The sequence below is a fragment of the Blastocatellia bacterium genome (assembly GCA_016713405.1).
Lineage (GTDB): Bacteria > Acidobacteriota > Blastocatellia > Chloracidobacteriales > JADJPF01 > JADJPF01.
Genome location: JADJPF010000020.1, coordinates 556,423 through 577,644, shown reverse-complemented (window position 1 = coordinate 577,644; position 21,222 = coordinate 556,423). Strand labels below are relative to the sequence as shown.

The window sequence follows — 21,222 nt, the reverse complement described above, 5'->3', positions numbered from 1 at the left end:
GGATTTAGAGCTTTTATTATTTTTCTGTTACAACAACATCTACTTGCTGTTGCTGACGTGAATTTTGTAGCAAATACTCATTAATAAAAGCATTTATTTCCCCATCTAACACCGCGTCTACATCGCCAGTTTCATAACGTGTACGAGTATCTTTAACTAGTCGATAAGGTTGTAAAACATAGTTTCTAATTTGTGAGCCAAAACTAATATCCATTTTTGCAGCTTCTTGTCTAGCAATTTCTTCGCGTTTCTTTTGCATTTCTAGTTCATAGAGACGAGAGCGCAAAATCTTAAAGGCTACCTCGCGGTTTTGATGTTGGGAACGTTGATTTTGACAGCTAACTACTATGCCTGTAGGAAAATGTGTAATTCTAACGGCTGAATCTGTTGTATTAACGTGTTGGCCGCCTGCACCAGAAGATCTATAAGTATCTATGCGAATATCTTTTTCATTAATTTCTATCTCAATATCGTCGTCTATTTCTGGAGTAACATCAACAGAAGCAAAACTTGTTTCCCGACTATGACCAGCATTAAAAGGAGAGTTACGTACTAGGCGGTGAACTCCCATTTCTGATTTTAGAAGTCCATAAGAATAATCACCCGTAACAGTAAAGGTGACTGATTTGATACCAGCTTCTTTGCCTGCTTGTTGGTCTAAGATTTCCGTCTTAAAGCCTTTGCGCTCGGCCCAACGCAAATACATTCTTAGCATCATTTCTGCCCAGTCTTGAGCATCCGTTCCACCTGCACCAGGCTTAATTTCTACAATTGCATTAGCACTATCATTAACTCCTGTAAAAAGCATTTCTGTTTCTACTTCGCTAGTAAGTTTATCCAATTGATCAAGGGTTTTACCTAATTCACTTAGAGAATTTTCGTCCTCTTGAGCAAATTCTAATAAAACTTCTGAGTCTTCTACTAACCTAGTTAATTTTTCTGCTTGTTGTATATGTGTTTCTAATCGGCGGCGTTTTTGTAAAACTTTTTGAGCTTGAGCTTGATTAGCCCAAAAATCTACGGCTGAGGCTTGAGTTTCAATTTCTGCTAATTCAAGGCGTTTGCTATCAACATCAAAGGAACCTCCTTAGCTCTACTACCTTATTTTTAAGATTTTCTAGTTTTTCTCTTAAGTCGTCTAACATTACTACTTACTCCTATTTTTTCTAAAACCGGCTAATATTAACAGCAAGCTAGTTAGCAAACAAGCAAATGCAAACAAATCTCCAAATCTTGAATAAAAAGTTAAAGGCTGTTTTTGTGCAGCTTTATCAATCTTCCATTTTCTTACAGCAGGCTCAAAAATTGGAGTTTCATCCTTGATCTGTCCATTAGCAGCAATATAAGCAGAAATCCCAACATTAGTTACTCTAAGTGTTGGACGGTTAGTTTCTACTGCACGCATAACTAAATGGGTTAAGTGTTGCCGGGAAATTGGAGTTTGTCCAAACCAACCATCATTAGCAACATTAATAAAGGTTTGCGCCCCTGCCCTAGACATTTCACGAGTAATATCAGGAAATACGGACTCAAAACAAATCGATGTTCCAATAGTTACACCAGCTAGATCAATGGTTGTGTATTTATTATCTGACTTATAATCTCCAGCTAAGGCTGGAATCCTATCTATTAAAGGTAAATAGCCCCGCATAGGAACATATTCACCAAATGGAAGTAGATGAATTTTATTATATTGTCCTACACGCTCCCCATTAGGATTAATTAACACTACGCTATTATAATCATCTGTTTTATCTTTAGTAGCAGTTACAGCATTAATTAAAAGATAAATTTTATTTTCCTGAGTAAATTGCCCAAAAATTCTAGGCCAGTTTTCATCTTCATCATAATTAAAACTAAAAGGTGCTTCGGGCCAGGCGACTAAAATTATTTGGTCTTGTTGTTCTTTTTTTTCTTCTCTTAACTCTTTTACAGCTAATAAACTCATGCCTATTTGACGATTTAAGCTTCCTACAAGCTCATTTTGAGGAACACCAACAGGTGCTACTACTTGCACAGCAACCACATCTATTGCTTCTTTGGGAATTGGGATTTCCTTAATGGTTAGTTTTCCAATTATTGGCACAAGCAAGCATAAAAGTAATGATAGGCTAGATATAGCAATAGTTAATCGACTTCGTTTGTAAAGAATTAGGACTATGGCCGAACTAGATAAAACAATTAATGCTGAAATTAAGGAAACTCCTCCATAGCGAGCAGGCCAAATCAACATTGGCTGAAACCCTTGTGAATATCCCAAAGCATTCCAACCAACTCCAGCAACATTTAGCCGTAAAAACTCAGTTGCTACCCAAATAAAAGGAGCAAATAAAATTGCTTCAAATCCAAATCTTTTAACTGAGTAATTAAATATTGCTGAAAATAACGCAGGAAATAACGAAACTATTGCAACAAGTATAAATGCAAGAAAATAAGCAACTAATGGATGTAGTTCACCATAATTAATCATTGAGTAGGTGATCCAATAGCAGGTGCCATAAAAATAACCTATGCCAAATATCTCCCCTAATAGGAAAGCAAAACTTGTTTTTGTAGTTCTTACTAAAGCATAAAGTAGCGGTATTAGCGAAAACCAAGCTAAAAAGTAGAGTTCAAAATTAGGAAATGATAAAACTAATGTTAAAGCAGACAAAATTGCTAAAGAAATATTTATTAAATAAGTAGTTTTTGTGGTGTTTTTAGCTGTAGACATGCAAATAAGTTTAGCAGAGAAGTTAAAAATCCCAATAGATCTTAGGAATTTAACCTTCTCTACAACAAACTAATTAGGTGATTTTATTGTTTTGTTTGTTTTGGCATTACCTGCACGCCACGAAAATTATGATCGTTTTGTAATTCTTCTGCTACTTGGCGGGCTGTGTCTACATCATAAGGGCCTACTCTAACAATATAAAATTGGGCTACTGAATTTGGTTGTGGTGCTATGACATGAACGCTATCAAGTCCAATCTTACGTAATTTCTCTACAATTTTATCTGCTTCTTCTTGGCTATTAGGAGATGCAACTTGAACAGAGTATTTTTCACTATTAGAAGGTAAAAAACTATTTTTTGGCTCAACAATTGATTTTTCTTCTGCTTTATCTTTTATAACTTCGTTTGTGTCTGCACTTGCCCCGCTATAACGCATACTTGCAGCCATAGCAGGATTATTTGTAGCTTGGGTAGTAGTAGTATTACTAGACCACCGACCTACAAAAATACCTAATGTATAAAAGCTTAAACAAAGAACTATTAAAATAACAAAACTTACTACCCCTTGGCGTTCAGTCCAAGGAGAAAGCTCTTTTTCACGAGTTTTGGCCCCTTCTTTATCCACTTTAGTAGACCTCTTTTATTTATTAAAATTATTTAATTTGATAGATTTTTTGTAGAGTTAAAATAGTGGCTAATCTTAGCATATCAAGAAAAAACAATGCTATTCATTTGCCGAAAAAGTAGTAGAAAACACAGGTTTTACCCTAAGAAAAACATCGTCAGTTTCAATAACTTCTACCAAAGTCCCTTTTTTAACTATTTTACTAGAAATTACAATCCATGCTTGACCATTAATTAAAATTACACCTTTGGGATTTAGATCTGTTTGAGCTAAGACTTTTGCTCCAAGTACAGATTTATAACTACTATCTAACTTATGTTTTCGAGAAGCATAGACAATATATAGGATTAAACTTGTAACTAGAACTATTAGAAATACTAATATGAAAAATACTATTTTCATTTATTTTCTAATTTATTTTCTGAATCTATTAAGCGTTTTAGGGCTAAAGCATCTCTATCTTCAGGGTTAAGTGCTAGAGCTTGTCTTAAGTAATTTCTAGCTTGTACTAACTCGTTTTTCTGGAAATAAATCCGTCCTAATAAAATATGTCCAGCAATTAATTTAGGGTTCCAAAATATGGCTGCTTTAAGTGAAGTGATTGCGCCGTCTATATTTGCACGTCGTTCTTGAAGCCTTCCCATAAGCAAATGAGCATCTGCATTATCTGAGGCTAGCTTAAAAACTTCATTTAAGCTACTAATTGCTTCTTGATCTCGACCAGCAATAAAAAATCCTTGAGCTTTTGCTAGAAGAGTTTCTATTTCTTCAGATCTTTTTGCTAAAGTGGTAGCAGCCTTATCTTTTCCTCTAATAACTCTTAGGTAAGCACTACGGCTAAAATGATCTTTTACTCGTGTTAGATTAGGTATTTTGCCATCTGTTTCCCATTTAGCAAAATCTGGCAGATATTTTTTAGCTTCATCTAAAGCATTTGCAGCTTCTAGTTTTTGATCCATTTTTTCAAGACTTTTTGCAAGTATATAGTAAGCTTGTCCATCTTTAGTTTCACGTCTAACTAATTGATTTAATTGATTAGCGGCTGATGAATATTGCCCTGCTCGCCAAAAGGCATAGCCATAATTAAATAATAGATTATTGTCTCGTGGAGCAGCTTGTAAGGCGAGTCCAAAAAGGCGAATTGCTTCATTAAAGTTATTGTTTCTGACCTCAATAATTGCGGCATTATTAAAAACCTCATAAAGCGGCAAATCATTTGTTAAAATTTTTAGGATTGTTCCAGCCTTTTCATTATCATTAGTTTGAATATAAGCAACAGCTTTGTAAAATTCTGATTCCAGATAAGAAGGATCTTTAAGATCTACTTTTGTCAGCCAGTTAAGAGCATCTTTATAGTTAGCTTCATCATAATAAAGATGCCCTAGTGTAAATACGGCTTGCGAATATTGGCCGCTGTTATTTTGTTGATATTCTGACAAGGCACGAAATAAAAATTTAACTTTGTCATCTCTGTTAGCTGTCAAAAGTGCTTTAACATAGCTTTCAAAGGCACTAGAAGGAATCAATGTTGCTTTGTTAACTAGTTGTTCACGAGAAAAAGCAAAACCTGGGATGCGGTTATAAAGAATTTCCCAAGCCAATTTGCCTTGAATTACTTGAAGATCTGTAATTGTTCCACTAAAAGTATAATCATTTCCTATTGCACGGCCCTCACGTAGGTCAATCATCCTAGATGTGACTGTAAGAGTACGATTTTTTCCTTCCCCAACAATGCTATAAGTTCCTATTACTAAAATATCTGCTCCAGCTTTTTCTCCTATCTTTATAGCACTAGCGCGGGTGAGTATTGCTGTAGGAGCAAGTCCTAAACGCTCATAAGCTAGGTTTCTTTCCTCTACATCTAAAGCAACCAAGCCAGAATTTGTTAATAAATTAGTAATACCTAAAGAAAAACCTTCACCAATCCAGTTATATTCTGTTTTATTAGAAACATTTTCAAAAGGTAGAGTTAAAACAGTCTCATTAGAACTAGCAAAAGAATTAGCAAAAACTAAATTAAATTGAGACAAAACAAAAAAGCTTATAAGCAACTGTAAAACAAAATATAACTTGTTTAACATTTTGATCTCTCCCAAAAGGATTTCTGAGGCAGGCAAACTTTAATTAAAGCGCAAAACAAAAAAGCCGTCCAACAAAGCATTCCTAAGCGATAAAACATTACCTTAAGAAGATGCACAATTAGGACAGCACGTTTATTAAAATAAAATAGGATAAAGTTAGACAAATAAAGTAGAGATTGTTTTGAAAAAATTTAAGCAAGTAATTTAAGAAGAAGTTAAAACGTCTCGGACGGGATTCGAACCCGTGTCGCCGCCGTGAAAGGGCGGTGTCCTGAGCCTGACTAGACGACCGAGACAAATAAAACTTTGTAGAAGTGAGCCGTGGTGGGCTCGAACCACCGACCCTTTGGTTAAAAGCCAAATGCTCTACCGGCTGAGCTAACGGCCCACAAAGCTTTTATTTTCAAAAAGATTTCAAAAACTTTTTCGTTTTGGAAAGCGATATTATTAACTTTGCCTTTTAACAAAGTCAAGCTTTTCTTGGTAAGAAATTCCAGGCTCATCCATAAATAAGCATTTTCCTTTAGTTTGATTTCTCCTAAACATCTTTTTCTCTGACTTGAAGATCATTAAAAAGCTATTGTAATATCTAAGTTTTAGTAAAAACGCTCAAGTAAACTAAAACTAATTTAAGAAATAATTTATATCTAAGCAGGATTATAACTCTTTAAGATTATAAATTTGCTTATGGCATAAAATGATTATAGCTGTTTAAGGCTAATTAAAATGTTAACAAAACCCTACTTTAAACCTAGCTTTTTGCCAAGGAATCCAATTATGTATAAAATACTAGTTTCTTTAGTATTTATTCTTTCCTATAGCTTTTTAGCTTTAGCAATGCCACAAGCAGCAAAGTTAAAAGGTGTAGTACATACATTAGCAACAGATGGGGTTAAAACTCCTTTATCTGGTGCAACTGTAATGCTTTCTGGTGCCGGTATTGTAAAACAGTTAGAAGCTATTTCAGATGAAGAAGGCAGATTTGCTATTTTAGATCTCTCACCTGGCGATTATACTATTTCAGTAGAAACCCCTGGGTTTGAACCTTTTACAAAAACTTATAAACTTTTACCTGGTGCAGTTGGCGATCTGGATGTTGTGCTTAAAATAGCAAGCGTTGGAGTTGATGTAGAAGTAATAGCTAATGATGACAACAAAATAAATACTGACAATACAACTAATGTTGGTGAAGTAAAACAAAAAGAACTCCGCAATGCACCTCTAGCAAATGAACGTTTTCAAGAAGCATTACCCTTACTTCCAGGTGTAATTCGTGGGCCAGACGGCTTGCTAAACATTAAAGGTGCGCGTTCTAGCCAAAGTGGGCTACTTGTTAACAGCACTAATGTAACTGATCCAGTTACAGGAGATTTTGCTATCAGTCTGCCAATTGAAGCAATTGAGTCTGTAGCAGTACTTTCCAGCCCTTATTCAGCCGAATATGGAAAATTTACTGGTGCAGTTACTTCAATTGGAACTCGTTCTGGTGGAGATAAATATAAGTTTTTATTTACCAACTTTTTTCCTCGCCTGCGTCGTCGTAATGACCCTGTTACAGGTGAAAGTAAAATTGTTGGCCTAGAATCTTTTACACCTCGATTTATTATTACAGGCCCTATTATTAAAAAGAAATTAACGTTTTCTCAATCATTAGAATATCGTTTTATCCGTACTCGTATTCCCTCACTACCTAATTTTAGAAATGACACTAAACTAGAAACTTTTGATATATTTACACAAGTTGATTATTCAGTAAATGATCGTAATCATATTACTTTTAACTTTTCATTTTTCCCTCAAAACTTGTCATTTGTTAACCTAAATACTTTTAATGCAATGGATGTTAGCCCTAATTTCCGTCAACGAGGCTTTTTTCTAGCGGTTGCAGAACGTGTAGCATTTGACAATGGTGGATTTTTAGAAGCAATTTTTGGTGCAAAGAGCTTTGATGCTTTTATTTTTCCTCAAGACGGCAAATCAATGTTTGTTTCTCAGGAAAATAATTTTGGTAGTTTCTTTAATCGTCAATCTCGTTTTACAGATCGCTATGACACACAAATAAACTATAGCCTTCCATCTTTTAGGTTTAAGGGTAGTCATGCCTTAAAAGTTGGAGCACTAATTAGTTTTAATAATTACAATGGGCGGGATCAAAATTCTCCAATAAATGTAGTAAAAACTTTTAATAATACTAACGATCCTATGTCTCCTGTAGTTAACACCCCTGTAATAACAAATACTCTCCAGCAAATTAATTTTGTTGGTAGTGGTCAAATTGATAGGGATAATCCAGAGCAAACCCTTTATATTCAAGATAAATATAGTGTTAACTCTAAGTTAATTTTTGATATTGGCCTACGTTATGACCATGATGAAATTGCTGGAGGAGCAAACTTTGCACCTAGGTTTGGATTTCTTTTTGTACCTTTTAGCGATGGTAAAACAGTTTTTCGCGGTGGTGTGGGCCGATTTTATGACAAAGTTGCACTTGGTGTAGGAGCATTTGAACAACTCCAAAGCCGTAGCGTCACTACTTTTGCTAATGATGGTAGTATTATTGATAAAGATCGGCTATTTCGTAATACTTTTGCTAATGAATTACGCATTCCTTACAGTATTTCAACTACATTTGAAGTAGATAGACAATTAGCTAAAGGCGTATTTTTCCGCTTTGGTTATCAACGTCGTGAAGGCCGGGATGAATTTATCGTCAATCCTTCAACTGACCCTGTAAAAGGTTCTTCCCTACTGCTTTCAAATGGTGGACGTTCTCGCTATCAAGAATTTCAATTTACAAGCCGCTATAAAGTTAATCAGGATAATGAGGTTACTGTTTCTTATGTTCGTTCTCGTGCAACAGGTGACTTAAACGACTTTAACACTTATTTTGGTAATTTCCGTAATCCTATAATTCGTGAAAATCAACGCTCTCGACTAGCATTTGACACACCAAACAGATTGCTAGTAACTAGTAGTATTAAGCTTCCTTTTGACTTAATGGCATTTCCTGTTTTAGATTTACGTACTGGATTTCCTTTTTCCCGTATTGATGCAAACCAAGACTTTGTTGGACTACGCAATCGAGATCGTTTTCCTCGTTTTGTTTCCTTGGATATGCAAGTTACTAAAGGAATAAATATTCCTGTTTTAGGTAAAAAATATAAAACTAGGGTTGGAGTAAAAATCTTTAATATCACCAACAATTTTAACCCTAGAGATGTACAAGCAAATATTGATAGTGTTAACTTTGGCACTTTTTATAACAGTGTAAGCAGAACATTTAGAGGAAAATTTGAGTTTGATTTTTAAACTCATAGCTTTTTGGGAGTGCAAAAATCTCCACTCCCAAAAAACCTTCCTAAGGTTTTGCAAGTTTTTCTTTCAAAAGCATTCTTGGCTTAAATTTATCTAAAAAATAAGTTCAAAATCTGCTGAAATTTCGGATATTAGATTTGTACTTTTTTTTTATAAATCCAATAATGTTTGCTTTTATAGCTTAAATAATAAAAATTCATTTTGCTTTAACGTCCAGAGTTGTAGAGTTGTAATGATAGAAGCACTTTATAAACGTAGAGTTGTTCTTTTATTGCTAATCACTTTACTTGCTTTTGTGCTTAGGTTTTATCAACTAGATATAGCAGGTTTAAGTGAGGATGAAACCCATAAAACTGATGCAATAGAAGCTTACAAACAAGGTGATTATACTGCTAATGCAGAACATCCTATGTTGATGAAAGTCCTTGGAGCAGTTTGCATTGCAGCAAATGATCAACTAGGTAATCCTATTGCTACTGAAAGTGCTTTGCGTCTTCCTAATGTAATTTTTGGCTCACTCACTTGTATAATTTTATACTTGTTTTTTTCCAATCTATTTAACTTCCGCATAGGCATTTTAACGGCTCTAATGTGGGCAATAAATATCCATACAATTTTAATAAATCGTGTAGCTAAAGAAGATACGCTAATGGTATTTTTCCTTTGGCTAGCCTACTATTTAGCCAGAAAAGCTAAACAAGCTACCGAGACAGAAAGTTTTGCTAAACTAGGTTATTGGGCTAGCAGTGGAGCAAGCTTTGGTTTAATGCTAGCGTCTAAGTATTTCCCTCATTTCTTTGGCTTAAATTTTCTTTATTATCATTTACTTGGGCCTAATAAATGGAATACAAAAATTAAAGGTAAACACGTTTTACTATTTTTTATTATGATGGGAGTCGTCTTTTTAATTGCTAATCCGGCAGTATTAATGCCTGGTATAATTAAATATATGGCTCAATATTCACGTACTTTAACAGTTACTCATCATGGTTATTATATGATGGGTGAACTTTATCAAACTGATGCAGCAATTCCACTTAGCGGACTACCTATTTACTTCTATTTATTAGCTTTACTAGTTAAAACACCTTTACCAATACTTTTAGCTTTTATACTTGGGCTAATAGTAACTTTTCGTCGCAACAATGAAGAAGGGTATTTTTTCCTAAGATTTATGTTTTTAGTCTGGATAATTCCATACTCAATATTTGGAGCTAAATGGCTACGCTATATTTTGGCTTGTATGCCGCAAGTATGCGCAATTATGGCTATAGGTTTAAGTTTTGGCTACGAACATTTAAAAACTTGGTGTGAAGGAAGATATCCTCAACTTAGTTCTAAAACAAAATTTGTATTAACTAGCTTAGTATCAATAGTTTTTCTTGTTATACCAACATTAATAGTAATTAATGCTGCTCCGTTTTACTCACTTTATCTAAACCCATTAGCAGGTAAAGATAAGGTAGGCTATTACTTCCCACATGATGAGTTTTATGACTTAGGACTACGTGAGGCAATAAATTATGTAGCTAAAGAAGCTGAACCCAATTCAATTATTGCAAGTGAAGCACCAGGAGTAATTAACTATTATTGTAAAGCATTTGGCCGCCTTGATATTAAGTCAGAAACAATGTCGGATCCTAAATTTCAATTTTCTGACACTCAAACTACTTATGTAATGTTTCAAGATGGAAGACGTTATTTTGAGAATGAAAAGCTCTTAAACTTTATTGAAGCTAACTATGCGCCTATAAAAGAAATAAAAGCTTTAGGTGCTGTGGCTGTAAAAATCTATAAAATCAATAACTTAAATGTTACTGATCTTAATCAAAATTTAACTGAAAACCCATCGTTTAATAAGCAATGAAAAAGCAATTAATTGTAAATGCTGATGATTATGGTCAAGCCAAAGGGATTAATATTGGAATTATTGAGGCTCACCTAAAAGGAATTGTTACAAGTACAACCATTATGGCTGCTGGTCGAGCATTATCAGACGGATTTTCTCGTCTAAAAGACGCTCCAAAGCTTAGTTTAGGCTGTCATTTAGTGTTAATTGGTGAAGAACCAATAGCAAAAGCATCACAGATTCGATCATTATTAGACAGTAAGGGAAAGTTACCTCGTACTTTAACGGATTTTATTTGGCTAATGACAGTCCGACAAGTCAAGTATGCTGAGATAGTTACAGAACTTAAAGCACAGCTTGATTATCTGCTTTCTAAAGGTTTAACAATTTCTCATTGTGATTCACACAAACATTCACATGCACATCCAAAAGTTTTAGACGCAGTAATTCAAGTAGCAGAAGAATATAAAATTCGCTATATCCGTAAACCTTTTGAACAGTGCAACATTAAGCAATTGCGCCAAGTTTATAATGAATCGCCTAAGTTAGACATAGGGAAAAAATATTTACTTACCAGAATGTTAGATTATTATAAATGGAATTTTCATAAACAAATTCGTAGCAGCAAACTCTGTTATCCTGATCATTTTCAAGGTTTTATTGCTACAGGATGTTTAACTCCATCATTAATTAGCAAGATACTATCACAGGTAAAAGAAGGTTTAAGTGAATTAATGTGTCATCCGGCTGTTTTAGATGAAGAGTTAAAAACAACTGTAACAAGGTTAAAACATTCTCGTGAACAAGAACTAGCAGCCGTAACTTCTGAGCAAGCTTTTGCTGCATTAAAAGCCCAGTCTATAGAATTAACATCTTTTCGCGAACTATCAAAACAAGCTTTATAAGCAAATAGCTTATTTTCGTCTCGAAAACTTAAATAGCCAAAGACTTGGCATAACTTTAGCGTAAGGCTAACCCCTTATGTATTAGGAGCAGAGATTTTATGAGTCAGAGTGCAAGCAAATCTATTTTTAGCACATCCAAACAGGATGATAACTTAATTACTTATTCTGTAGTAGTCCCATTTCATAATGAAGAAGACAGTATTCCTGAACTTTATAAACGTATTGTAGAAGTGATGGAAGGACGTTATGAACCATTTGAAATGGTTTTTATAGATGATGATAGTCGGGACGCTACTTATAGATTGCTTAAAGACTTGGCATCTTGTGATAAGCGAGTTTCAGTAATTAAATTAAAGCGCAATTACGGTCAAACTCCTGCCTTAGCAGCAGGTTTTCATTATGCTGAAGGTGAAATAATTATCTCTATGGATGGCGATTTACAGCATGACCCGGCTGATATTCCTGATTTAGTAGAAAAACTACATGAAGGCTATGATCTTGTGTCTGGTTGGAGAAAAAAGCGAATAGATAATTTAATTCTTCGCCGTATTCCATCACGTATTGCTAATTTAATGATGGAAAAACTCTCTGGTGTAAAGTTGCATGACTTTGGCACTACATTTAAGGTTTACCGCAAAGAAACAATCAAACGAGTAAAACTTTATGGTGAATTGCATCGCTTTATTCCTGCTCTAGCGTCTTGGAATGGAGCGCGAATTGTTGAAGTCCCTATTAAAAATATTGACCGGGAAAATGGAAAATCTCATTATGGCATTTCTCGGACATTTAGAGTAATGTTTGATTTGCTTACGGTTCGTTTCTTACTTAAATATGTTACTCGTCCGCTACATTTCTTTGGGCCAATAGGCTTAATAGGTATGGTTGGAGGAGGATTTTTAAGCTTTTTTCTACTTTTTAAGAAAATCTTTTTTGCAACAGACCTTTTTATTGAACACGGCCCATTAATGATTTTGGCTATGATGCTGTTTTTAACAGGTGTTCAACTAGTTTCTACAGGTTTGATTGCTGAACTACTGGCTAGAACTTACTTTGAGTCACAAAATCAAACAATTTATACAGTTGATAAAGTTATTCGCGGTAAAAGACTACCTGTTGTTGATATAGAAGAACGCGCTTAAGAGGTTCTAACTAAACGTGACAGCTAAACGCGCAATTAAACTACTCTTAACTTTAGCAATACTAGCATTATTATTTACTCAAATTAACATTCAAACTCTAGTTGCTGCTTTTGCAAAGGTAAAACTAGAGTGGATGTTACTAGCAGCTTTTTTAAGTATGTTAATGTTGCTAATTCGTTGGTTTAATTGGCATTTGCTAGTAAAAAAAGGTTTAGGAGAAGCTAACTATCAACAAACATTTGCCTCACTTTTAGGTGGAATGTCTTTTGCGCTAGTAACCCCGGCTAGAGTAGGAGATTTAAGCCGTGTAGCGTTTCTTAAAAACGGACAACGTGCCGAGGCTAGCGGACTAGTTTTAATTGATCGCTTTTTAGATCTTTCAGTAGTTCTATTTTTTGGCACAATCGGAATAACCGTTTTTTTTGGTACAAATACTTTACCATTATTGCTAATTGCTAATATTTTCTTATTAATTGGAATTTTTAAGTTAGATTTTTTTACAACTAGGTGCAAAATTAATTCCACTAAAAAAACTCCAAGAAATCACTAGTGCTGCATCTATTGGGCTAAAACGCCTTACTCTAACCGCACTTGCAATTAATCTTTCTCTAACAATCCTACTTAATTTATTAGATGTAATTTCTCTATATGTTCTAGTTCGCGCTTTAGGTGTAGATAATCTAAAAGCTGTCGTTTTTGTTTATCCTCTAGTAATGTTAACTAATCTAATTCCTATTACAATTAGTGGTTTACGAGTACGTGAAAGCACGTCAGTAGCATTATTTGCTTTATTTACTATTGCTAAAGAAGTAGCTTTTAATGCAACATTTCTAGCCTACATAATCAATTCTTTGGTGCCTGCTTTAGTTGGGCTATATTTCTTCCGTGAGCTAAACAGAGAAAACAAAGAAGTTACCATAAATTCTTAAATAGTAATTATCTTAAATTCCTCTGGCTGCTATACTTTCTAAAAATATATTAAATAAAATCTAAGGTTAAATAATGTCAGCAAAACTAAAACCTTTTTACACTTTAGAAGAATATTTTCAATTAGTTAAGACTTCAGAAGAAAAGTATGAATATTGGAATGGGCAAATTTTTTTGATGTTTGGCGGAAGTCAAAATCATACTTTAATAGCAGACAACCTTTTAACCAGTTTGAAAATTCAGTTACAAAACCACCCTTGCCGTGCAATGAGTGGGGAAGTTGCCATCAAAGTACCTCTAGCACCTCCTTTTCGTTATGCTGATCTTTTAGTTGCTTGTGGAAACTTAGAGTTTGAGACTATTGGCGGAATTGCAACTTTGGTAAATCCATTATTAATAGCAGAAGTTCTTTCCCCAACTAGCCAGTTTTATGATAAAGGTGCTAAGTTTACATTATATCAATCAATTGAAAGCTTTAGAGAATATCTATTAGTTGAACAAAGTAATGCTAGCATTATTCATTATGTTAAATCTGAAGATAATACTTGGCAATCAAGTCAAATTAATGGACTAGAAAGCTCTATTTACCTTTCTTCAATTGACTTTACTTTAGCTTTACGTGAAATTTATCAAGATATTATTTTTAACTAATATCTGCTAGTTAATTTTATTGAAGATAGTTCATTAAGATAAATCTGATAATCACAAATAAAAGTGTTAGATTTTAGCTAAGCTTTATTTTTTCCATAAGCTAAATACAGCGTAAACAAAGTTTTCTGATGTTTTTATTTCTTAAAGCCCCAACGGGGCGAAAGATATGTAGCATAGGGTTGAAACCCTACGTATGATTTAACATAACCTGATTAAAATATATGACAGGAATTTTATGGACTCTTTATTAGGGAGCTTAAAAGACAGAACTTACTGTTTATTACCTATCTTTTATTTTAATTGTGAATAAAAATTTTTTAATAAAGTTAGCCCTGCTTGTTGGCTTTTCTCTGGGTGAAATTGCACGCCAACAACATTACCCCGCCCAGCAATAGCACAAAAGTTTACTCCATAATCAGTTAGCCCAATTACATCACTATTTACACTAGGCTCAACATAAAAAGAATGTACAAAATAAAAAAAACTATTATTAGCAATATTAAATAAAATTGGGTGATCTTGATGTTTATGTACTTGATTCCAACCAACATGCGGCACATGCAAATCATTTTTTGGAAAGCGAACTACTCGCCCAGGCAATAAACCTAATCCTTTATGTAGTCCAAACTCTTCACTTTCTTCAAATAATAGTTGATAGCCTAGACAAACACCTAAAATAGGTTTACCCATCTTAGCAGCACTTAAAATTATTTGGTCAAATTCCTTTGCTCGCAAACAATCCATTGCTTCACCAAATGCACCAACACCAGGTAGAACTAGTGCTTTAGCCTGCATCAACAAATCTTTATTGCTAGCTATTTCTGTCTCAACACCAACAGCAGCAAAAGCTTTTTCTACACTACGTAAATTTCCTGCGCCATAGTCTATTATTGTGATCATCAGTTATTCCTAGTTTGTTAGTGAAATAGGTAGTTTAAGTTACAAGTGAGTAGGATAAAAATTAAGTTGGCAGGAAATACAAAAAAGGCTAGCCCATTAAATCAAGCTAGCCTTTCTCACTTTTTTTAAGCGCTTTTATGCCGTAGCAACCCCCCGTTTACCAGACAAGAAAGCTTCCTCAGATATACCCATAAAACTTAAGGCCTCATTTGCAACACTAACTACAACCGTTTGATTATCTTTGACCTTACCGCGCAAGAGATCACGCCCTAAAGGTGTTTCAATTTCTCGTTGAATGGCTCGTTTCAAAGGTCTAGCACCATAGCTAGCTTCATAGCCACTTTTTACCAAAAATTCCTTTGCTTCATCTGTCATTGCAAGTTTGATATTTCTTTCATCAAGCCGTTTTTGAAGACGTGCAATTTGAATATCAACTATTTGTTTTAAGTGTTCAACGCCTAAAGCATGGAAAACAACTATTTCATCAACACGGTTTAGAAATTCTGGCTTAAATGCTCCACGCATTGCACTTAAAACACCGCGTTTCATTTTTTCATAAGCTGCTTCATCATTACCCTTGCTGCTATAGTCTAAAATTAGCTGGCTACCTATGTTAGATGTCATAATTATTACAGTGTGCTTAAAGTCAACCATACGACCTTGACCATCAGTTAAACGTCCGTCATCAAGTATTTGCAATAGCACATTAAAAACATCTGGATGAGCCTTTTCAATTTCATCAAATAAAATCACTGAGTAAGGCTTACGTCTAACGGATTCCGTCAACTGGCCCCCTTCATCATAACCAACATAACCAGGAGGTGCGCCAATTAAGCGGGAAACGGAATGTTTTTCCATATATTCGCTCATGTCCAGCCGAACCATTGCTTGCTCATCATCAAAAAGAAACTCTGCTAGTGCGCGAGCAAGTTCGGTTTTCCCTACACCAGTTGGGCCAAGGAAAATAAATGAGCCTATTGGACGATTTGGATCTTTTAGCCCAGATCGAGCGCGGACAATTGCATCTGACACAGCTTGAACCGCCTCATCTTGACCAACTACACGATGATGCAAACATTCATCAAGGTTAAGTAACTTATCGATTTCACCTTGTAATAATTTGCTAACAGGAATATGTGTCCAACGACTTACAATTGCTGCAATGTCTTCTTCGTCCACTTCTTCCTTAATCATCCGGTTAACACCTTGCTTCTTAAATAAATGCTCTTCTTCTGTCTTAAGCTTATTTTCTAGCGTAGCAAGCTTACCATAGCGAAGTTCTGCTGCTCGATTTAAGTCATAATCTCGCTCGGCTCGTTCAATATCCATTTTGGTTTGCTCAATTTCTTCTCTTAGTTTGCGAAGTCTTAACACAGCTTGCTTTTCAACTTGCCATTGAGCTTTTAAGGAATCAGATTGAGCGCGAAGATCTGCCAATTCTTTTTCTAATTTTTGTAACCTATCTTTTGATGGGTTATCAGTCTCTCGTTTTAGACCTTCTTTTTCAATTTCTAATTGCATTCCACGGCGCAAGATTTCGTCTAATTCTTGAGGCATTGAATCAATTTCGGTTCTTAAACGTGCTGCGGCCTCATCTACTAAGTCAATTGCTTTGTCGGGCAAAAATCGGTCTGAAATATAGCGTTGTGAAAGTACAGCAGCCGAAACTAAAGCAGAATCCTTAATTCTAGTTCCATGATGGACTTCATAGCGTTCTTTTAAGCCTCGAAGTATAGAGATAGTGTCTTCTACTGTAGGTTCATTAACTAGCACTGGTTGAAAACGTCGTTCAAGTGCTGCATCCTTTTCAACATATTTACGATATTCATCTAAGGTAGTAGCACCAATACAATGTAGTTCACCACGTGCTAGCATTGGTTTTAATAAATTGCCTGCGTCCATCGCGCCTTCTGTTTTTCCTGCACCTACAATTGTGTGGAGTTCATCAATAAAAAGAATGATTTTCCCCTGAGATTCTGAAACTTCCGTTAAAACCGCCTTTAAGCGTTCTTCAAACTCACCTCGATATTTAGCACCAGCAATTAAAGCACCCATATCTAGGGCAACAATTAGTTTATCTTTTAAGCCTTCTGGCACATCACCGCGAATAATTCTTGTTGCTAAACCTTCTACAATAGCGGTTTTACCTACGCCTGGCTCACCAATTAAGACAGGATTATTTTTAGTACGCCTGGACAGGACTTGAATAACTCGACGGATCTCATCATCTCGCCCAATTACTGGGTCAATTTTGCCTTGACGAGCTAGTTTTGTAAGATCTCGTCCATATTTTTCTAATGATTGATAGGTTTCTTCTGGATTTTGAGATGTCACCCGTTGTTTACCACGTACTTCTTGCAAAGTTTTCATTAAACGGTCTTCACTTAAACCCATTTCATGGAGTAACTTGCCTGCTGGATGTCGTTTTCCTTCTTTAACAATTGCTAAAAGAAAATGTTCTACGGAAATATACTCATCCTTAAGTCTTTTAGCTTCATCCTCAGCTACAACAAAAACTTTATTTAATCGCTGAGTAATATACATTTGCTCTAAGCTAACGCTACCACCACTTACTTTTGGCAACTTGTCAACTTCTTTTGCGAGGTGGTTACGAACAATGTCTGATGCAATTCCTGCTTTTTCTAAAATAGCTGGAGCAAGACCGTTTTCTTGTTCTAAAAGAGCTAAGAGCAAATGCTCAACATCAACTTCTGGATTGGCATTTTTGGTTGCAATTGTGCGAGCAGCCAAAATAGCTGCTTGTGCTTTTTGTGTCATTTTATTTATATCCATAACATCACCTCACTCATAGGGTTAATCTAAGGATTAACCCTATGTTTGTTAAACTTTATTAAACTATTTTTACTTCAATCTGACGTGGTTTTGCTTCTACTCTTTTAGGTACACTTACTTTTAAGATACCTTCTTTATAACTAGCTGAAACTTTTCCTAAATCAAATGTGCTAGGTACAGTAAAACTACGCTCAAATGTCCCTTGAGGGCGTTCTTGACGATGAAGTTTATATTTGGGTTGATCAACAAATTTGCGTTCACCTGTTAATGTTAAAATATTGTTTTCTGCACTAAGCTTAAAGTCTGCTTCACTCATACCAGGCAATTGACTTTCTAAGACTAATTCATCTTTTGTCTCATAAATATCAACTACTGGCGACCATTCTTCTGTTGTACTGTTATTAGTGCGTGTTGGTATACCAAAAAATTCTTGGTAAAACTTTTGCAGTTGCCCTAAATCGCTCATTGCTCTATAAGGATTGGTAAATGATTTATTATTTTTCATAATCTTGCCTCCAAAATTAATTTCCTTTATTTAAGATTTTTACTAACTAATTTACTTTTACGGTAATTTGTCTTGGTTTATGTACTTCTTGTTTTGGTAACGTAATAGTTAACAACCCGTTTTTTAGTTCAGCACCTATCTTTTCTATATCTATATCTAATGGAAGTGAAAACGAGCGTTGAAAACGTCCAGAAAAGCTTTCTGTACGGTGATAGCGCACATTAGGTAACTCTTCGTGTACCTTCTCACCAGAAACCGTTAAAGTGCGGTTTTCATAGCGGATTTGAACATTTTCTGAGCGAAAGCCTGGCAAATCTGCAATTAGATATAGATTGTTGTCATCTTCACAAATATCTATTGCTGGCCCGTGACCTGCAAAACCTAAGTCCTCAGCACTTACAGAAAAAGCGGCTGGGTTAAATAAAGAATTTAATTGTTTTTCTAAGTTAGCAAGACTTTTTGCAGCTACTGGTTTGGTCATAATTACCTCCAAAAATTTTTATCGATGATTAAGTATTAATTTAACTTGATTGTGTTTGCATCATAAAAGTTGAGTGTTAACTTGTCAAGCATATTTTTCCAGGAAATTTTTAGAAATTTTCCTTGGACAAATTAAAATGCTTTCTGTAAGATTCATTCAGTCACGCAAAATACTTGATAATTAAACACTCAACTTCTTTAACAAACTTCCGGCGGTGATGGCACACCAATAGAAGGACAAACAGCACTAACTAAAGAAGAGATAGTGTTCAGGAGGTTAAAACTATGAATTTGTCTACTACTCAATACCCAATAATTTCTTTAAAAAATACAGTAGTATTTCCCTATATGGTGTTGCCACTTTCTGTTGGACGAACTCGCTCACTAGCTGCGGCTGAAGCGGCTACTAATACAGAAGAAAAGCTAGTTGTTTTGGTGACACAAAAGGAGGTGGCAACTGAAGAACCAAGCCAAAATGATCTATATAATATTGGCACATTAGCAGTAATTAAACGCTCAATTCGTATGAATGAAAATAATCTACAATTAATTGTTCAAGGAATTGGGCGAGTAAAAATAAATAGTGTTGATATAACAGATAATAACTATTTATTAGGTACAGTTGAGCCATTAGCCGACTTAAAAGAGTCTTCAACAGAAACTGAAGCCCTACACCGTGCAATTAATGATTTAGTAGGAAAATCTTTATCAATGTTGCAAAACGTACCAGAAGATCTAACATCCATCGTAGTTTCAACCGAAGACCCTGTAAAATTAAGCTATATGTTAGCAACTCTATTTCATATGGAAATAGACAAGGAACAAAAGCTCTTAGAAGCTAACACTAAACTAGATTTGCTTAAAACAATGCATGAGTATTTAACACATGAAGTGCAAGTCTTAGAATTACGTCAAAAAATTCAAGGTGATGCTCAAGCAGAAATCCATAAAGCACAACGCGAATATGTGCTTAGACAGCAATTAAAACAAATTCAAAAAGAATTAGGAGAAGAAGATCCAGAAAAAGCAGAACTAGAAATGCTCCGTCAAAAAATTGATGAAGCTAATCTGCCAGCAGAAGTTCTAAAAGAAGTTAATCGTGAAATGAAACGTTTAGAAAAACTTCCACCTGCTGCACCAGATCATCAAGTAATCCGCACTTATTTAGATGTAGTGTTAGAACTTCCTTGGCATAAAGCCACAACGGATAATTTAGACTTAAAACATGCTCGTGAAGTGTTGGCAGAAGATCACTATGGGTTAAATGATATTAAAGACCGTATTATTGAGCATTTAGCAGTGTTAAAGCTTGCCTTTTGATCTTTCCAAAGTGTTTTTTATCTGTACAGCCAATAGTTTAGAAACTATTCCTGGGCCACTTTTAGACCGCATGGAAGTAATTTCTCTATCTGGCTACACAGAACAAGAAAAACTAGAAATTTCTAAACGCTATCTCTTACCAAGACAACTAAAAGAAACTGGCTTAACAGATGCTCAAATTCAAATAGATGAAAAAACTATTAGCGAGCTAATTAGTTCTTATACTCGTGAAGCTGGAGTACGCCAACTAGAGCGCACCTTAGGACAGTTAGCCAGAAAAGTAGCTGTAAAAATTGCTCTAAGTGAAGTAGCTGAAATGAAAATTGAACCTTCAATGCTAGATGATCTACTTGGGCCAGATAAGTTTTTACCCGAAGAAATGCGAACAGAATTACAGCCAGGTGTAGCAACCGGCCTAGCTTGGACACCTGTAGGAGGCGATGTTCTTTATATTGAAGCAACACTTCTACCAGGAGGCAAAGACCTAACTCTAACTGGTCAACTTGGCGATGTAATGAAAGAATCCGCACGGGCAGCAATGAGTTATCTTTGGGCAAATTCTCATCGCTTTGGTATAGATCGAGAGGTCTTTAAGAATGCTGGACTACATTTGCATGTGCCTGCTGGAGCAGTTCCAAAAGATGGCCCATCAGCCGGTATTACAATGACCACCGCGCTTGCTTCGCTTTACTTAAATAAAGCTATGCGTGCCGATACTGCAATGACTGGTGAAATTACACTTTCCGGACTAGTTTTACCAATAGGTGGGCTTAAAGAAAAAGTCTTAGCAGCACGTCGGGCCGGTATTCGTCGAATCATTATGCCTAAAGCTAATGAAAAAGACCTGGTTAAATTACCAGTTGAAGTAAAACAAGAAATGGAATTTATACCTGTAAAAACCATTGAGCAAGTGCTAAACAATGCAATAGAAGGCTTTGATGCTAGTGCTTATGTAATACCTAGTATCGTTGCATCAGCAGCTTAATTTTTTAGGAAACGTTTTCTAGTAGCTATAACC

General features: G+C 35.2%; 16 protein-coding genes, 2 tRNA genes and 1 pseudogene. 8 read left to right on the top strand and 11 right to left on the bottom strand.

The genetic code is table 11. The features are described from left to right. Window positions 1-16: 16 nt before the first annotated feature. The 7 genes from prfB to IPK14_20800 all read right to left on the bottom strand — a co-directional run bounded on the left by prfB (window position 17) and on the right by IPK14_20800 (window position 5,808). Window positions 17-1,145, bottom strand: a protein-coding gene (prfB, locus tag IPK14_20830; protein MBK7995729.1) for a peptide chain release factor 2 whose coding sequence is annotated in 2 segments (ribosomal slippage) — window positions 17-1,084 and window positions 1,086-1,145 — 1,128 coding nt in all. Because the reading frame shifts where the segments join, the coding sequence is not laid out codon by codon here. Window positions 1,146-1,147: 2 nt separating this feature from the next. Beyond that, entirely contained in the window at window positions 1,148-2,713 is a 1,566-nt protein-coding gene (gene lnt / locus IPK14_20825) for an apolipoprotein N-acyltransferase (protein MBK7995728.1), read from the bottom strand. Between the two features lie 83 nt (window positions 2,714-2,796). Further along, the gene (locus IPK14_20820) at window positions 2,797-3,339 is read right to left on the bottom strand and encodes an SPOR domain-containing protein (GenBank protein ID MBK7995727.1); all 543 of its coding nucleotides are present in this window, start codon (window positions 3,337-3,339) and stop codon (window positions 2,797-2,799) included. Window positions 3,340-3,438: 99 nt separating this feature from the next. Continuing rightward, the gene (locus IPK14_20815; GenBank protein MBK7995726.1) at window positions 3,439-3,741 is read right to left on the bottom strand and encodes a hypothetical protein; all 303 of its coding nucleotides are present in this window, start codon (window positions 3,739-3,741) and stop codon (window positions 3,439-3,441) included. Beyond that, window positions 3,738-5,420 carry a tetratricopeptide repeat protein gene (locus tag IPK14_20810; GenBank protein ID MBK7995725.1) on the bottom strand — a complete coding sequence of 561 codons (1,683 nt, stop codon included), beginning with the start codon at window positions 5,418-5,420 and terminating at the stop codon, window positions 3,738-3,740. Before IPK14_20810 ends, IPK14_20815 begins: the two co-directional genes overlap by 4 nt. Window positions 5,421-5,641: 221 nt before the next feature. Next, a tRNA-Glu gene (locus tag IPK14_20805) sits at window positions 5,642-5,716 on the bottom strand. Window positions 5,717-5,735: 19 nt separating this feature from the next. Further along, window positions 5,736-5,808 (bottom strand) — tRNA-Lys (locus tag IPK14_20800). A 389-nt stretch (window positions 5,809-6,197) separates the two neighbouring features. Between IPK14_20800 and IPK14_20795 the strand changes: the two genes are divergently transcribed. The 7 genes from IPK14_20795 to IPK14_20765 all read left to right on the top strand — a co-directional run bounded on the left by IPK14_20795 (window position 6,198) and on the right by IPK14_20765 (window position 14,206). Further along, the gene (locus IPK14_20795) at window positions 6,198-8,729 is read left to right on the top strand and encodes a TonB-dependent receptor (GenBank protein ID MBK7995724.1); all 2,532 of its coding nucleotides are present in this window, start codon (window positions 6,198-6,200) and stop codon (window positions 8,727-8,729) included. A 238-nt stretch (window positions 8,730-8,967) separates the two neighbouring features. Continuing rightward, the gene (locus tag IPK14_20790; protein MBK7995723.1) at window positions 8,968-10,602 is read left to right on the top strand and encodes a glycosyltransferase family 39 protein; all 1,635 of its coding nucleotides are present in this window, start codon (window positions 8,968-8,970) and stop codon (window positions 10,600-10,602) included. Next, complete coding sequence (locus tag IPK14_20785; GenBank protein MBK7995722.1) at window positions 10,599-11,489, top strand: ChbG/HpnK family deacetylase; 891 nt, start codon at window positions 10,599-10,601, stop codon at window positions 11,487-11,489. The genes IPK14_20790 and IPK14_20785 overlap by 4 nt, the downstream gene beginning before the upstream one ends. Before the next feature lie 98 nt (window positions 11,490-11,587). Next, complete coding sequence (locus IPK14_20780; GenBank protein MBK7995721.1) at window positions 11,588-12,628, top strand: glycosyltransferase family 2 protein; 1,041 nt, start codon at window positions 11,588-11,590, stop codon at window positions 12,626-12,628. 16 nt (window positions 12,629-12,644) lie between these two features. Next, entirely contained in the window at window positions 12,645-13,178 is a 534-nt protein-coding gene (locus IPK14_20775; protein ID MBK7995720.1) for a flippase-like domain-containing protein, read from the top strand. Continuing rightward, window positions 13,120-13,557, top strand: a complete 438-nt coding sequence (locus IPK14_20770) for a flippase-like domain-containing protein (GenBank protein ID MBK7995719.1) — start codon at window positions 13,120-13,122, stop codon at window positions 13,555-13,557. Before IPK14_20775 ends, IPK14_20770 begins: the two co-directional genes overlap by 59 nt. Before the next feature lie 73 nt (window positions 13,558-13,630). Then, complete coding sequence (locus IPK14_20765) at window positions 13,631-14,206, top strand: Uma2 family endonuclease (protein MBK7995718.1); 576 nt, start codon at window positions 13,631-13,633, stop codon at window positions 14,204-14,206. A 291-nt stretch (window positions 14,207-14,497) separates the two neighbouring features. On the opposite strand, the gene hisH is transcribed toward IPK14_20765, so the two are convergent. From hisH to IPK14_20745, 4 genes are all read right to left on the bottom strand, one after another. Further along, the gene (gene hisH / locus IPK14_20760; GenBank protein MBK7995717.1) at window positions 14,498-15,106 is read right to left on the bottom strand and encodes an imidazole glycerol phosphate synthase subunit HisH; all 609 of its coding nucleotides are present in this window, start codon (window positions 15,104-15,106) and stop codon (window positions 14,498-14,500) included. 135 nt (window positions 15,107-15,241) lie between these two features. Further along, the gene (gene clpB / locus IPK14_20755; protein ID MBK7995716.1) at window positions 15,242-17,899 is read right to left on the bottom strand and encodes an ATP-dependent chaperone ClpB; all 2,658 of its coding nucleotides are present in this window, start codon (window positions 17,897-17,899) and stop codon (window positions 15,242-15,244) included. A gap of 58 nt (window positions 17,900-17,957) precedes the next feature. Further along, complete coding sequence (locus IPK14_20750; protein ID MBK7995715.1) at window positions 17,958-18,404, bottom strand: Hsp20/alpha crystallin family protein; 447 nt, start codon at window positions 18,402-18,404, stop codon at window positions 17,958-17,960. A gap of 46 nt (window positions 18,405-18,450) precedes the next feature. Beyond that, the gene (locus IPK14_20745; protein ID MBK7995714.1) at window positions 18,451-18,885 is read right to left on the bottom strand and encodes an Hsp20/alpha crystallin family protein; all 435 of its coding nucleotides are present in this window, start codon (window positions 18,883-18,885) and stop codon (window positions 18,451-18,453) included. Between the two features lie 284 nt (window positions 18,886-19,169). On the opposite strand from IPK14_20745, the pseudogene IPK14_20740 reads away from it, so the two are divergent. Further along, window positions 19,170-21,189 (top strand): annotated as a pseudogene (locus tag IPK14_20740) (LON peptidase substrate-binding domain-containing protein). Window positions 21,190-21,222 lie beyond the last annotated feature (33 nt).

Excerpts from the sequence above, each read along its gene's own strand:
- lnt (MBK7995728.1), bottom strand. The coding sequence starts at position 2,713 with ATGTCTACAGCTAAAAACACCACAAAAACTACTTATTTAATAAATATT.
- IPK14_20815 (MBK7995726.1), bottom strand. The coding sequence starts at position 3,741 with ATGAAAATAGTATTTTTCATATTAGTATTTCTAATAGTTCTAGTTACA.
- IPK14_20810 (MBK7995725.1), bottom strand. The coding sequence starts at position 5,420 with ATGTTAAACAAGTTATATTTTGTTTTACAGTTGCTTATAAGCTTTTTT.
- IPK14_20795 (MBK7995724.1), top strand. The coding sequence starts at position 6,198 with ATGTATAAAATACTAGTTTCTTTAGTATTTATTCTTTCCTATAGCTTT.
- IPK14_20790 (MBK7995723.1), top strand. The coding sequence starts at position 8,968 with ATGATAGAAGCACTTTATAAACGTAGAGTTGTTCTTTTATTGCTAATC.
- IPK14_20785 (MBK7995722.1), top strand. The coding sequence starts at position 10,599 with ATGAAAAAGCAATTAATTGTAAATGCTGATGATTATGGTCAAGCCAAA.
- IPK14_20780 (MBK7995721.1), top strand. The coding sequence starts at position 11,588 with ATGAGTCAGAGTGCAAGCAAATCTATTTTTAGCACATCCAAACAGGAT.
- IPK14_20765 (MBK7995718.1), top strand. The coding sequence starts at position 13,631 with ATGTCAGCAAAACTAAAACCTTTTTACACTTTAGAAGAATATTTTCAA.
- hisH (MBK7995717.1), bottom strand. The coding sequence starts at position 15,106 with ATGATCACAATAATAGACTATGGCGCAGGAAATTTACGTAGTGTAGAA.
- clpB (MBK7995716.1), bottom strand. The coding sequence starts at position 17,899 with ATGGATATAAATAAAATGACACAAAAAGCACAAGCAGCTATTTTGGCT.
- IPK14_20750 (MBK7995715.1), bottom strand. The coding sequence starts at position 18,404 with ATGAAAAATAATAAATCATTTACCAATCCTTATAGAGCAATGAGCGAT.
- IPK14_20745 (MBK7995714.1), bottom strand. The coding sequence starts at position 18,885 with ATGACCAAACCAGTAGCTGCAAAAAGTCTTGCTAACTTAGAAAAACAA.